We start from the raw sequence: 13,334 nt of genomic DNA on the forward strand, positions 1-13,334 counted from the left end.
GTCTCTGCCGGCGGCTGCGCTTCCCAGGAAACGAAAAATCCCCTCGCACAGGAGGGGACGCCGCGCCGATGCCGACCATCCGATTCGCCCGGCGGTCGGGACTGATCAGCGCGGCTCGCTAAGCAGAAGGCGTACGGCACGCATGGCGTTAGGGTACCGCAGCCCTTGAGCAGACTGCGACGTACATACGTATGCCTCCTTGGCCCCCGTGCCGCCCGGCGCCGGAGCCAGAGGTTACTTCGCGTAACGACAACTACAGGACATCACAGCGACCACCCACCGCCCGCACGACAACGCAATAGCCCAAACCTCGTACCCACCGGTATGGCGCCACTTAAAGTTCGGCAGCGGGACCGCTTTCCCGAAACTGCTCGGAGTTGCCCCCATGAACCCTCGTCGTAGCAACAGCTCGCTCCCCAAACCGGGCCGGTCGGCCTACGGGATGGCGACCGCTGTCGTACTGCTGCTCATACCCGTCGTCGTGCTGTTCGGAGGCGGCTGGCTCCAGGACTTCCTCAACTTCGGCGCGGGCGTCCTGTCCCTGGTGAGCCTCACCTGCTCGGTGATCTGGGGGCTGGTGGCCCAGGACCGGCTCGTCCTGAACATCCGCCAGCGCATCGTGGCACAGGGCATCCACCGGGTGACCGCCGTCGCCTCCATCGCGTTCCTGCTCGTGCACATCACCATCAAGCTGGCGCTCGACCACACCCAGCTGATCGCCGCGCTGATCCCCTTCAGCCTCGGCGTCCAGGGCAGCGCCGGACTCATCGGCCTCGGCTCCCTGGCCGGCCTGCTCATGATCTTCGTGGGCGTCACCGGCGCCCTGCGCAACCAGTTCGCCTCCCCCGCGCCGGTGGCCGCACGCTGGCGCGCGATGCACATGCTGGCCTACCCCGCCTGGTGCGCGGCGCTGATCCACGGCCTGTTCGCGGGCCGCCCGGCCAAGACGTTCTTCATGGTGTCCTACGAGCTGTGCCTGGTCGCGGTCGCCGCGGCGCTGGCCCTGCGCGCGGCCCCGCGCCCCTTCAAGCGCAGGGTCGCCGACCGGATCGCCGCCTTCCTGGGCACCGAGGAGCGCGCGGGCCGCGACGAGCTGGACGCGAGCCGGGCCCGGATGGCCGAGGCGGCCTCCGCGCTGCCGGGCTACGGCAACGCGCGCGTGCCGAGGTCGTCGTCCCGCGCGGAGACGGCGGCGTCCGCCTCGGCCCCCCGGTACGAGACTCCCCAGTACGAGACTCCCCAGTACGAGGCCCCGGCCTCGCGCACCATGACCCCGGAGCCGGCGAACGGCTTCGCGGCCGCCTACCGCGCCGTCTCCACCCCGCGCGGGGCGCAGTCCTTCCCGGCCGACCAGACCGCCCGCATGGACCTGTCGGCGGACATGCAGCCGACGCAGGCGATGCCCCGCGCGGACACCGGCGGCAGCACCTCGGGCAGCTGGCCGGTCCCGTCGCCGCCGCCGGTCGGCGAGGCGCCGCCGTCGGCCTACGACCCGCTCCAGGACACCGGGTTCAACATCCCCGCCTACGGCAGCGCGGGCACGGCCGCCTACCAGGGCAGTGATGTGTACGACACCGGTGAGACGAACGCCCGGTACGACACGTACAACAGCAACAACACGTACAACAGCGGTCCCGCAGGCGAACCGGCTCCCGGCGCGTCGTTCGACGCACCGGGTTCGGGCGAACCCTGGAACACGCCTTCCGGAGGCTATAGGTGAACGAGGCCCTGCCCGACGTCCCGGAAGTCCGCGTGGTCGGCCTTCCGCAGCTCACTTCGGGCTTCGACCTTGTCGAGCGGCTCGACCTGCCCATGCACCTGAAGGTGCACGGGCCGCTCGAACCCCTGGGCGGCGAGCAGCTCGCGCAGCTCTCCGAGAGCATCAACCTCAAGGGCCGCGGCGGCGCGGGCTTCCCCTTCCACAAGAAGCTGCGCTCGGTCGCCGAGTCGGCGATCAAGCGCGGCGTACGGCCGGTCGTGGTCGTCAACGGCAGCGAGGACGAGCCGGCCTGCCGCAAGGACACGGTGCTCATCAACCGTGCCCCGCACCTCATCCTGGACGGCGCGCTGCTGTGCGCCGAGGCCCTGGGCGCCCGCACGCTGGTGGTGGGTGTCACCCGGGAGTCCACCCAGCGCTCCATGGAGGCCGCGCTCGCCGAACGCGGGCTGAGCAACAGCCGCCGCTCGGCGCTGCGCGCGTTCGTGCAGCGCAACCCCGTGCGGATGGTCACCGGCGCCGCCGCGTCGCTGATCCGCTCCATCGACGGCGGCCCGGCGATCCCGCCCGGCCGCAAGGTCAGCGCCTCGCAGAACGGCGTCGGCGGAGCGCCCACCCTGCTGTCGAACGCCGAGACGTTCGCGCAGCTCGCCATCGCCGCCCGCATCGGCCCGGAGCGCTACGGCAACACCGGCCTGTACGACGAGCCGGGCACCGTCATGCTGACCGTCTCCGGCGCGGTCGCCCGCCCGATGGTGATCGAGGTCCCCACGGGCGTTCCGCTGCGCTACGTGCTGCAGCTGGCCGGCGCGCCGCCGGTACCGCAGGGCGTGCTGACCGGCGGCTACCACGGCAAGTGGATCGACGCGGCCACCGTCGACGAGGCGATCGTCTCCCGCAACTCCCTGGACGCGGTGGGCGGCTCGCTGGGCGCCGGGGCGATCCTGCCGATCAGCCAGGAGACCTGTCCGCTGGGCGAGTCGCTGCGGGTGGCGCAGTGGCTGGCGGAGGAGAGCGCGGGGCAGTGCGGTCCCTGCTACCTCGGCCTGCCCGCGGCCGCGCGCGGCATGGAGGACATCATCAACGGCGGCGGCCCGGCCGCCCTGGAGGCGCTGAGGCAGGTCGCCAAGAACGTCAAGCGGCGCGGGGCGTGCTCGCATCCCGACGGCTCCGCGATGTTCCTGGAGTCGACCATCAAGGCGTTCACCGACGACCTCGCCGCGCACGTCCTCGGCAACGGCTGCGGACGGCCGGTGGAGGGCGTCCTGCCGCTGTTCGAGGGGGGCAGGGCCCCCACGGGCATCCCGGGCGGCGCGGAGCCCGAGGAGACCGGCCCGAGCCGTCAGAAGATCTACGTCGACTGGACGCTGTGCCGGGGGCACGGCCTGTGCGCGGACATCCTCCCGGAGGTGTTCGAGCTCGGCGCCGACGGCTTCCCCACCGTGGCGCAGGCGCAGGTGCCGCGTTACGCGGAGGCCAAGGCGCTGCGCGCGGTGCGCCGCTGCCCCGCGCTCGCCCTGCGCATCGAGGAGGAGGCCCCGCGCGACCGGGCCCCCTCCCGCAACCTGCCGGTGCTCTCGCAGGGCCGGGGGCGGCGGGCGCTGGGCCGCTGAGGCGGACGCGAACGGGACGGCGGGCCACCCCTGCTGGTGCCGGCCCGCCGTCCCGTCTCGTTTCCCGCACGCACGGAGACGCGCTGAGACGCGCTGAGACGCACTGAGACGACGGAAATGCGCTGAGACGCACCGAGGGCGGGCCATCCATCGGATGACCCGCCCTCGATCGCTGTGGAGCTAAGGAGAATTGAACTCCTGACCTCCTGCATGCCATGCAGGCGCTCTACCAACTGAGCTATAGCCCCTTGCCGGTGTCCCACCGGGTTTCCCCGGCGGCGACGCCAACATTACACGGTCGACCCCGGCCAACACCAAATCGTTTCCGTCGGCACCCCTTCGGACGCCCGCCGGGGTCAGGCGGTGACGAACGAGTAGAAGCGTTTGAGGGTGCAGTGCTCCTCCAGGAGCCGGCCGTAGATCGGCTCGCCCTCGAGTTCGCGGTACGTCTCGATCGGGTCGCCTTTTATGATCAGCGCCCGCGCGCACTCCTCGCACCAGTACTGGTAGTCGGGGTTGACCGGCTCCATGTCGCGGACGATCGGCGTACCGCTGCCGCACCAGTCGCACTTCCGTCGGTGTGCACCCATCGCTCAGCTCCAGCTGTGGCCGCAGGCCGTGCACACGTAGGAGATCCCGCCGTTGTCGCCGAGGACCTGGGCGACGTGCACGGAACCGCAGGAAGGGCAGCTGAGCCGGGTGACCGTGTCCCGTGTCGACGCCGCTTCGAGTAGGTGGCCGACCTCCTCGAGGATGCTCGCAGGCATCACTGCTCCCTCCCGTCGGGTCGCGCCCCCTTCCGGCCGTTTGATTCTGCCACGGCCGGACCGATACGGTCAGCGACGCCTCAGTACCAGTCCGGACACGGCACCCGCCGCGGCCGTCCCGGCCAGCGCGAACATGCACGCCAGAAGCGCCTCCGCAGAGGTATACGCCGTGAAGGCCCCGAGTGACTCAAGCCGGTTCAGGAACAGTGTGCCGAACGCGGCGACTCCGGTCAGCTGTCCGAGCTGGGTGACCGTCGCCAGCAGTCCGCTGGCGTCCGCAGCGTCCTCCTGCCGTACGGTCGCCAGCGCGCGGGTCAGGGTGGGGCTGAAACCGAGCGCGAGTCCCGCGCCGACGCCGGCGTACGCGACGTACAGCGGCGCGCCGCCGTCGTCGCCGCCCTTGAGCACCAGCCCCGCGCCCGCCACGGACAGCGCCGTGACCACGAACCCGGCGGGGATCAGCAGGCGCTGCCAGGACGCCGGCCAGGACCGCCAGGTCAGCCCGACCAGCCCGAAGACCACCGCGGTCGGCGCGAAGGTGAGACCGGAGCGCAGGGCGCTGTAGCCGAGGCCGCCCTGGACGTGCAGGGTGAGCGCGAACAGGAAGCCGCCGTTGACGGCCATCACGGCGAAGACGCGGAAGACCGCCAGGCTCATGCCGGGGTGGCGCAGCACCCGGGGAGCGATCAGCGGAGCGCCGCCGCGCCGGGCGAGCCGGGACTCGTAGCGGCAGAACGCGGCGAACAGGACGGCCGCGGCGGCCAGCGACAGCCAGGACCACAGCGGCCAGTCCTCCTCCTGGCCGAGCACCAGCGGCACCGTGAACAGCGACACGGCCGCGCCGAGCAGCACCAGGCCCGGCAGGTCCAGCCCGCGCGCCCGCTCGGCTCCCGCGCCGCGCGGCAGGACGCGCCGGCCGACGGCGAGCAGGACGAGGCCCACCGGCACGTTGACCAGGAACACCGGCCGCCAGCTGGTGCCGAACAGGTCGGCGCTGACCAGGATCCCGCCGACCACCTGCCCGGCGGCGGCGCCGACCGCGAGGACCGCCGAGTACGCGCCGAGCGCCCGGGCCCGGGCCTCGCCGGTGAAGGTGCGCTGGATGAGGCTGAGCACCTGCGGGATCATCAGCGCCGAGCCGGCTCCCTGCACCAGCCGGAAGACGATCAGTTCGGTGGATCCCTGGGCCAGCCCGCAGGCGAGCGAGGCGGCGGTGAACAGGGCGAGCCCGGCGAGGTGCACCCGGCCGTGCCCGAGACGGTCGCCGAGCCGGGCGCCGGTGATCAGCAGGACCGAGTACGTGATGGCGTATCCGGCGATCACCAGCTGCAGGTCGGCTCCGGAGGCCCGCAGTTCCGTGCCGATGGTGGGGGCCGCGACGTTCACGATGAACACGTCGAGCAGCGCCATGAACTGGGCCGCGAGCACGAGCGCGAGCACCGCCCGGGGCCGGTTGTCAGTGGCGGGGGCTTTACTGGGTGCGGGACGGGGATCCGGCCGCGTACCGGTATCCGTCCCGGAGGTGGTCCTGGGAGTCGTCGTCATGCCGCTGAGCCTGGCGAGACTCCGGTACGGGTGCCGAGAGCCCGCCGATGCTGGTACTGACAGCACCTGGCAGCCGACGCGGCGGGCACCGACGATGGTCGTGACGAGGGGGGTGTGAGGATGGGGACGGCACAGCGACGGCGACCCGAGCTGGCCGCGTTCCTGCGCAGCAGGCGGGCCCGGGTGACACCGGCCGACGTGGGGATGCCGCCGGGGCTGCGGCGCCGCACGCCGGGGCTGCGCCGCGAGGAGGTCGCCCAGCTCTCGGGCGTCGGCGTCACCTGGTACACGTGGCTGGAGCAGGGCCGGCCGATCAACGCCTCCGGGCAGGTCCTGGACGCCGTGGCGCGCACCCTGCGGCTGGACCCGCCGGAGCGCGAGCACCTCTACCACCTGGCGGAGGTGCCGTACACGCCCGCGCCGGAGGAGCTCGCGCAGACGGTGGGACCGGAGATCCGGGGCATCATCGACGCCCTGGTCCCGCGCCCGGCGGTGGTCTACAACTCGCGGTACGACATCCTGGCCGCCAACTCCGTCTACCGGGACCTGTTCTATCCGGAGCCGATACCGGCCGGTCATCCTCCCAACGCGCTGTGGAGGCTGTTCACGGCGGACGAGGAGAGCTGCCCGCTGCTGTACCGGGAGCGGGAGCTGCCGGTGATGGTGGCGACCCTGCGCGCCGCCTACGGGCTGCACGCCGGGGAGCCGGCCTGGGAGGACTTCATACGCGACCTGTCCGCGGCGAGCCCGCTGTTCGCGGGCCTGTGGGAGACCGGCGACGTGGCGCAGCCGGGACGGCGGGTGAAGGTCTTCCGGCACGCGGACGTGGGCGAGCTGCGGATGACGTCGGTGTCGCTGTCGGTCAACGGCATGCCGGAGTGCCGGATCGTCGTCTACACGCCGGACGACGAGGAGACGGCGCGGCGCACGGCGGTGCTGCTGGAGCGCAGGGAGGCCCTGTGGCCGCCCACGGCGTCGGCCGCAGCGACGGCGCGGGCGCAGGTCCGGACGCAGGTGCGGACGCAGGTGCGGGCGCAATGAAAAGATCCCGCCCTTGAGGGGACGGGATCTCATCGACGATCCTTGACAACTCGACAGTGTGTCGACCCGCGGAGTTGCCGATCCGTGGAGCTAAGGAGAATTGAACTCCTGACCTCCTGCATGCCATGCAGGCGCTCTACCAACTGAGCTATAGCCCCTTGCTGTTCTTCCCGCTCGGCGGGGCGAACAAGAAGAACTTTAGCCTGCGACCTGCCGGAAAGTGAAATCCGGGTCCGGGCCCGGGACGACGGCCCGGACGACGGCCCGACCGCGGCTCAGTCGTCGTCGCCGAGGACCGGCTCCGGCAGGGTGCCGGCGTTGTGCTCCAGCAGGCGCCAGCCGCGGGCTCCCTCGCCGAGCACGGACCAGCAGCAGTTGGACAGACCGCCGAGGCTCTCCCAGTGGCGGGCCTCCAGGCCCAGGAGGCGCCCGATGGTGGTGCGGATCGTGCCGCCGTGGCTGACCACGACGAGCGTGCCGTCGTCGGGGAGCTTCTCGGCGTGCCGCAGCACGACCGGGGCGGCGCGCTCGGCCACCTCGGTCTCCAGTTCGCCGCCGCCGCGGCGGACCGGCTCGCCGCGCTTCCACGCGCCGTACTCCTCGCCGTACCGTTCGAGGATCTCCTCGTGCGTCAGGCCCTGCCACTTGCCCGCGTAGGTCTCGCGCAGCCCCTCGTCGTGGGTGACCTCCAGACCGGTGAGCGCGGCGAGCTCGCCGGCCGTCCGGGCGGCCCGCTGCAGGTCGGAGGCGACGATCGCGTCGGGCCTGAGGGAGACGAGCAGCCGGGCGGCGCGGCGGGCCTGGGCGACACCGGTCTCGGTGAGCGGTACGTCCGTGGTGCCCTGGAACCGCCGCTCCACGTTCCATGAGGTCTGGCCGTGCCGCCACAGGATGAGGCGACGGCCCCGGCTCTTGTCGCCGGGCACCTCGTCGGTGGTGCTCATCACCACTCACCGCCCGGCTCCGCCGCCTCCTCGGCCGCCTTCAGCTTCGCGTGCTCCTCGGCCTTGCCGCGGGTGGCCTTGGCGTCCTCGGGCAGTTCGATCTCGGGGCAGTCCTTCCACAGCCGCTCCAGGGCGTAGAAGACGCGCTCCTCGCTGTGCTGCACGTGGACGACGATGTCGACGTAGTCGAGCAGGACCCAGCGGGCCTCGCGGTCGCCCTCGCGGCGCACCGGCTTGGCGCCGAGCTCCTTCAGCAGCCGCTCCTCGATCTCGTCGACGATCGACTTGACCTGGCGGTCGCTGGGGGCGGAGGCCAGCAGGAAGGCGTCCGTGATCGACAGCACGTCGCTGACGTCGTAGGCGATGATGTCGTGCGCCAGCTTGTCGGCGGCCGCCTGCGCGGCGGTGTTGATGAGCTCCAGAGAGCGGTCAGTGGCGGTCACTACGTGGCTTTCGGTCGGTGGTCACTTGGCACCCAAGGGTCTCACGGACCGGCCTCGGCGCCCCACGTGATATGCACGCATCACGTGGGGCGCCGCCGTTCTCGGCACGGCCTGCCAGAGCCTGTGTGATGTCGCGATCAACCGGCTGCCGGCCGGAGACCTCCGAGCCGGATCGCCGGGGCGCGCAGTCCGGGGCCGGCGAGGTGGCCCTCGGACGTCTCGTCGAAGCGGGCGGCGATGCCGCGCCGGTCCCTCAGCCGACCGACCGATGTTCGGCGGCACCGCGGTCACGGTGGTCACCATCGTCGAGGGTGGGAAGGCCTGGTTGCGGGCCCGGTTGTTCCGCACCCGACACGGCCGCAACCCACCGGATGGGGGATGGCCCGGGCTCCGCGCCGACGTGGGCGGCACGCGGCGGTGAGCACCGAGCGGCCCGGCGCGGCACCTGCCTGGCAGATCCACAGGTGCTGCGCTGCCCCGGGGGGCAGGACAGGCGCACGGACGCAGGCCCGGGGCGTGCGGCAGCTGGTCCCCGGCTCAGTCGCCGGTGTCGGCGAAGACCGCTTCGAGGCCGGCCCACCGGTCCGCGGTCGCGAACACGGGGATGACATCCAGCGGGGTGGCCCGTTCCACGACCCGCCCGCCCGTGTGCCGTTGGCCGGTCCAGACGTCGACCCACTCGCCGTCGGGCAGATACACGGTCCTGCTGCCGGCGCCGGGCGTGGTGACCGGCGCCACCAGCAGGGCCGAGCCGAGCCGGAACTGGTCGGGAAAGTCCCAGATGCGGTCGTCCGCGGCGTCGTCGAAGAAGAGCCCCCGCATCAGCGGCCTGCCCTGTGCCAGGCCGGTGCGCGTCTCCTGCGCCAGGTACGGCACCAAGCGCTCGCGCAGGCGTGCGTACTTGCGGGAGATCTCCAGGACGCGCGGGTCGCCGGAGCGGTCCGCGATGTTCCACGGGGTGCGGTCGCGCAGCGGCAGCCGGTGGTGGTTGAACTCCGAGTGGTATTGCATGATCGGCATGAAGCACGACGCCGCCATGGCCCGGACGTACAGTTCGGCGTCCGGGACGTCGCCGGAGAAGCCCGCGATGTCCCAGCCCCAGTAGACGATCCCGCAGGCCGAGGCGGTGATGCCGGCGTTGAGGGAATGCCGGTAGGCGTCCCAGGTGGAGTCCTCGTCGCCGGCCCAGAAGACGCCCGCGTTCTGCGAGCCGGTGAACCCGGCACGGCTGAAGGTGACCGGGGCCTTGCCGCTGTCGCGCAACAACTCGCCGTAGGCACGCGGGTATTCGACGGTGAACAGGTTGTTGGTCTGCGCGCCGGTGGTCCCGTCGGCGTAGCGCAGATCCTCGCCCCAGGCGTGCTCGCCGCCGTCCGTCTTGAAGCCGTCGATGCCGACCTCCTCGACCAGGTAACGGCGCTTGGACAGCCACCACTGGCGTGCCTCGGGGTTGGTGAGGTCCGGCATCAGCGCTTGGGGGAACCACCAGCCTCGGTTGCGGTAGGGCCGCTTGCCGCCCTCTTCCATGACGGTGTATCCATGGTCGATCATCGCGCGGGCATCCGCGGCGGCCTGGCCGCGGGGCGCCGGGCGCATCTTCATCAGCGGGATCTGCCAGAGCAGCACCTTGATGCCGCGCTGGTGCAGTTCGTCGACCATGCCCTTGGGGTCGGGCCAGGCTCCGTCCGCGGGAAAGGTGAAGTCGGCCAGGCGGTGCGGGGCGCCGTCCTCGGTGACCGTGTACCGGGCGTCCCGGAAGACGGTGAAGGTCGACTCGTCGCTCCATGCTTCGATGACCAGCACGCCGACGGGAATGTCCTCATCGCGATGGCGGTCCATCTCGGCGATCACGCGCGCTTGCGTGTTCCACTCGTTGCCGCTGGCCCACAGGCGAAAGATCCAGTCGGGCAGTTCCTCGGGCCGGCCGGTTTCGTCGAGGAAGGCGGACAGCAACTCGTGCGGGGCGCCGCTGAAGCAGACCGTCTCGAGTGAGCCGTCCGGCGGGGTCTGCGCCTCGACCCACAGCAGGTCCGGGTCGCTCGCGCCGACGTCGTACCAGGTGCGGCGGGATGTGCGGACGTGGAAGGCCCAACTGTCCCCGCCCAGCACCATCGCGAAGGGCATCGGCAGGTAGGTACGGTGGGTGAAACCCTGTCCCTTGTACTGCTCGAAGACCTGGGCGTCCAGGGTGCGCCCGCGCTGGTCGACGGCGTTGTAGCGCTCACCGAAGCCGACCACGTGTGCGCCGGGCGCCAGCCGCAGCGCGAAGCGGATCCGCAACACCGTGCCGTCGGCGGCCACCAGGCTGGAATCCGAACCTTCGACCAGGCGGTCGGCTTGTGCATGCGCGATGACCCGCAGTCGTCCGGCCCCCGCGCGCCACACGGCCGGGGCGACGGTGTGCCAGGACGTTGTGCGGATACGGCCGTCACGGTGCCGGGCGACGAAGCGATAGCGGGCGCTCGTGCCTTCGGCGAGCGGGGCGGGGCGTACCACCCAGCGGTGGCGGTCCCCGCGGCGGCCCGCGGCCGCCGCGGCGAGATGGCTGTCGTCATCGCCACCGCTGTCGCCGATGCGCTGGGCGGCCTTTTCGGTGACGGCGGTCAGTTCGACGACGCCGTCGCCGTCGTCCCACTCGCAGACCACGGCCTCGATGTCGTACCCCGTGGAGGCGCGCACTTCGAAGGGCTCGCCGGCGAGGGGGATCACGGGCACGCGCTGATCGTCGGTCGGCTCGTAGGCGTGGCCGGAGCCGTGCGGACGGTGGCGGATCATACGAGGACTCCCAATTCGTGGGCGAGGATCAGGTACATCGCGTGGGACCACAACAGCGGGGTGGCGTTGGGCCCCCAGCGTTCCTCCCACCGGGCAAGGTGTTCCGGCGCCAGCAGGCGCACGCCGGGGGCCTGTTCGGGCAGCAGCCCGTCGGCTGCCTGAGAGGCGATCCAATCCAGCTCGCGGCGGGCGTCGTCGACGCGGCCGACGCGTGCGTAGTGCCAGCCGAGCAGCCCCGCGAGGACGGGCCACTGCCCGCCACCGTAGAAGACGTCCTGCGGGTATCGGTGCACTCCGCCTTCGGGCTCCACCAGGTCTCGTTCGATCGCGGCGAGTGTCGCCCTCGCGATCGGTCCGGCCGGGTCGACGGAGGCAAAGGGTGTCAGGCAGGCCAGCAGGCTGGCGTCGACCGTGTCGCCGCCCAGCCACTTGGCCAGACCGCCGTCGTACAGGCCGTCGTCGCGTACGAGTGTGTCGATCCGCGTGACCGTACGCTCGCACAGCCCGGTGTCGTCGAGCCCCGCCGCGTGGATGGCGGCGAGCCCGCCGCGGATCGCGCCGAGCGTCGCCCCGTGCCGGTGTTCCCTGTACTCCTCCCACCAGTCGTAACAAGGAAGGTCCCAGGTTGCGGCGAGATAGCCGACGGTCAGACGGACCGCCTCGCGGTAGGGGGCCGGGTCGCTGCCGTGTCGGCGCAGATGCTCGGTGAGCGCCCACAGCCAGGTGCCGTAGCCGTCGGTCTGGAAGTCCCACCAGCCGACGTCACCGGTGTCCGCGCCTTCCAGCGTGTAGCGGGTGGGCAGCAGGTCGGCCTCCGCGGGCTGTTCGCCGGCCGCCCTCGCGGCGACGATCCGTCCGATGCGGTCGGCGCGGTCGGTGACCACGTTGGCGCACCACCGGTGGAAGGCGTCGGCGGAGTCGACGGCGCCGCCGCGCGAGGCGGCCTCAGCGATGAAGGAGCCGTCACGGAACCACGAATAGCGATAGACCTCGTAGTCCGGACAGGCCGGGTAGGCCCCGGAGGGCGCCTGCTCGGTGGTGATCACCTCCAGGCTGCGGCGGGCGAGGCGCGCGTGACCGGGCGACTGCGTAGCGGGGGTGGGCAAGGTGTGTCTCTCCTGTGCGGATGGCGCGGATGTGGGGGGATGTCCGGTACGGCGGCGGGGGTTCGGGTTGCCCGCGGGATGGTCAGGTGTCCAGCGGGCAACCCGAAGCATCACTTCAGCAGCGCGGTGACCTGCTGGGCGGCCTGGGACAGCGCCTTGGTGACATCCGTCCGGCCGGCGGCGGCGTTGCTGAGAGCGTTGTTGACGATGTCCTGCATCTGCTGCTGCCTGGCGATGACGGGCGCCGTGGCCTGGTGCTCGAGTGAGTCGAAGACGGCTTGACGGTTGGCAGGCCTGCCCGCGTCCAGGTAGTCGGCGACCTTGCTGGTGTCGGCCAGCGGCGGGAGTTCCCAGGAGGAGTCGACGCGGGTCTTGGCGGTGACGTCGGAGGCGGTGAGGTAGGCCAGCCACTTGAAGGCGGCATCGGCGTGCCCGGTGGTCTTGGAGATGCCGACCGAGTTCTGGAAGACCGCACTGGCCTTGTGGGTGTCACCGGGCTCGACGACCACGTCCCAGTCGAAGGGGACGTCCTGCAGGGCGCTGAACTGCCAGTTGCCGTTGTGCCACATGGCGAGCTTGCCCGCCTTGAAGAGGTTGGTGTCGTAGTCGGGAGTGTTCGCGGTCTTCGCCGCATCCGGCATGGTCGTCTTGTTCTTGCCGATCAGCCATTTCGCGGCGGTGACGCCCTGGGGGCTGTCGAAGGTCGCCTTGGTGCCGTCGGCGGACAGGAAGGAGCCGCCCGCCTGGTCGAGGGCCTTGGAGAACTCGTTGTAGGTGATCGGCTGGTAGTCGCCCCACACGCCCTTGCCCCGGTCGGTGAGCTTGCGCGCGGCGGCCTGCTCGTCCTTCCAGGTCCAGCTCGCGGTGGGAACGGGGACGCCGGCCTTGGCGAAGAGCGTCTTGTTGTAGATGAGGACCACGGTGGAGAAGGACTCCGGCAGCGCGTACTGCTTGCCCTTGTACTGTGCGGCCTTCAGGTTGGCCGGAGCGTACACGGAGGAGCGGTAGGCGGGGTCCTTGGCGGCCGGTCCGGCCAGATCGAGGAGGGCACCGGAGGAGGCGTAGGTGGCCAGGCTCTGCTGGTCGAGTTCGAAGGTGTCCGGCGCGGTGCCACCGGAGATCGCGGTCTGCAGGGTGGTGGCGTAGTTCGCGTAGGGCACGGACTGCACCTGGACCTTGATGGCCGGGTTCTGCTTCTCGAACGCCTTGACGATGGCGTCGAGATCCTTGGCGTGGTCGGTGCCGGCGGAGAAGGTCATGTAGCGGACGGTGGTCACGCCGTCGGCAGAGGAGGATCTCGTCGCGGAGCCTTGGGAGCAGGCGGTGGTGAGAGCCAGTGCCGCGATGCCGGCGGCGAGGGTGAATCGGGTGGTTTGCATGACT

At 71.5% G+C, this 13,334-nt stretch carries 11 protein-coding genes and 2 tRNA genes; 3 read left to right on the plus strand and 10 right to left on the minus strand.

What is annotated here, in order from left to right; genetic code table 11:
- Positions 1-385 precede the first annotated feature (385 nt).
- Positions 386-1,720, plus strand: a complete 1,335-nt coding sequence (locus ACH4ZX_RS33285) for a cytochrome b/b6 domain-containing protein (protein ID WP_398281059.1) — start codon at positions 386-388, stop codon at positions 1,718-1,720.
- A complete protein-coding gene (locus tag ACH4ZX_RS33290; RefSeq protein ID WP_360745924.1) occupies positions 1,717-3,330 on the plus strand; it encodes an NADH-ubiquinone oxidoreductase-F iron-sulfur binding region domain-containing protein in 1,614 nt (537 codons plus the stop codon). The genes ACH4ZX_RS33285 and ACH4ZX_RS33290 overlap by 4 nt, the downstream gene beginning before the upstream one ends.
- A gap of 175 nt (positions 3,331-3,505) precedes the next feature.
- On the opposite strand, the gene ACH4ZX_RS33295 is transcribed toward ACH4ZX_RS33290, so the two are convergent.
- The 4 genes from ACH4ZX_RS33295 to ACH4ZX_RS33310 all read right to left on the minus strand — a co-directional run bounded on the left by ACH4ZX_RS33295 (position 3,506) and on the right by ACH4ZX_RS33310 (position 5,525).
- Positions 3,506-3,578 (minus strand) — tRNA-Ala (locus ACH4ZX_RS33295).
- Between the two features lie 108 nt (positions 3,579-3,686).
- Positions 3,687-3,920: a hypothetical protein gene (locus tag ACH4ZX_RS33300; protein ID WP_003976229.1), complete on the minus strand. Its 234-nt coding sequence runs from the start codon at positions 3,918-3,920 to the stop codon at positions 3,687-3,689.
- A gap of 3 nt (positions 3,921-3,923) precedes the next feature.
- Positions 3,924-4,097, minus strand: a complete 174-nt coding sequence (locus tag ACH4ZX_RS33305) for a hypothetical protein (protein ID WP_107057459.1) — start codon at positions 4,095-4,097, stop codon at positions 3,924-3,926.
- Between the two features lie 69 nt (positions 4,098-4,166).
- Positions 4,167-5,525 carry an MFS transporter gene (locus ACH4ZX_RS33310; RefSeq protein WP_398281140.1) on the minus strand — a complete coding sequence of 453 codons (1,359 nt, stop codon included), beginning with the start codon at positions 5,523-5,525 and terminating at the stop codon, positions 4,167-4,169.
- A gap of 237 nt (positions 5,526-5,762) precedes the next feature.
- Between ACH4ZX_RS33310 and ACH4ZX_RS33315 the strand changes: the two genes are divergently transcribed.
- Positions 5,763-6,683 carry a helix-turn-helix transcriptional regulator gene (locus tag ACH4ZX_RS33315; RefSeq protein WP_398281064.1) on the plus strand — a complete coding sequence of 307 codons (921 nt, stop codon included), beginning with the start codon at positions 5,763-5,765 and terminating at the stop codon, positions 6,681-6,683.
- Between the two features lie 85 nt (positions 6,684-6,768).
- Here the strand turns inward: ACH4ZX_RS33315 and ACH4ZX_RS33320 are convergent.
- The 6 genes from ACH4ZX_RS33320 to ACH4ZX_RS33345 all read right to left on the minus strand — a co-directional run bounded on the left by ACH4ZX_RS33320 (position 6,769) and on the right by ACH4ZX_RS33345 (position 13,330).
- Positions 6,769-6,841, minus strand: a tRNA-Ala gene (locus ACH4ZX_RS33320).
- A 117-nt stretch (positions 6,842-6,958) separates the two neighbouring features.
- The gene (locus tag ACH4ZX_RS33325) at positions 6,959-7,627 is read right to left on the minus strand and encodes a histidine phosphatase family protein (RefSeq protein WP_398281067.1); all 669 of its coding nucleotides are present in this window, start codon (positions 7,625-7,627) and stop codon (positions 6,959-6,961) included.
- A complete protein-coding gene (rsfS, locus tag ACH4ZX_RS33330) occupies positions 7,627-8,070 on the minus strand; it encodes a ribosome silencing factor (RefSeq protein ID WP_324785665.1) in 444 nt (147 codons plus the stop codon). The genes ACH4ZX_RS33325 and rsfS overlap by 1 nt, the downstream gene beginning before the upstream one ends.
- A 537-nt stretch (positions 8,071-8,607) precedes the next feature.
- Positions 8,608-10,845, minus strand: coding sequence for a TIM-barrel domain-containing protein (locus tag ACH4ZX_RS33335; protein WP_398281072.1), 2,238 nt, complete (start codon positions 10,843-10,845; stop codon positions 8,608-8,610).
- Positions 10,842-11,951, minus strand: coding sequence for a glycoside hydrolase family 15 protein (locus ACH4ZX_RS33340; RefSeq protein WP_398281075.1), 1,110 nt, complete (start codon positions 11,949-11,951; stop codon positions 10,842-10,844). The genes ACH4ZX_RS33335 and ACH4ZX_RS33340 overlap by 4 nt, the downstream gene beginning before the upstream one ends.
- Before the next feature lie 110 nt (positions 11,952-12,061).
- The gene (locus ACH4ZX_RS33345) at positions 12,062-13,330 is read right to left on the minus strand and encodes an ABC transporter substrate-binding protein (protein ID WP_398281078.1); all 1,269 of its coding nucleotides are present in this window, start codon (positions 13,328-13,330) and stop codon (positions 12,062-12,064) included.
- Between the last annotated feature and the right edge of the window lie 4 nt (positions 13,331-13,334).

Source organism: Streptomyces sp. NPDC020490 (genome assembly GCF_044335305.1).
In the GTDB taxonomy this organism is placed as follows: Bacteria; Actinomycetota; Actinomycetes; order Streptomycetales; family Streptomycetaceae; genus Streptomyces.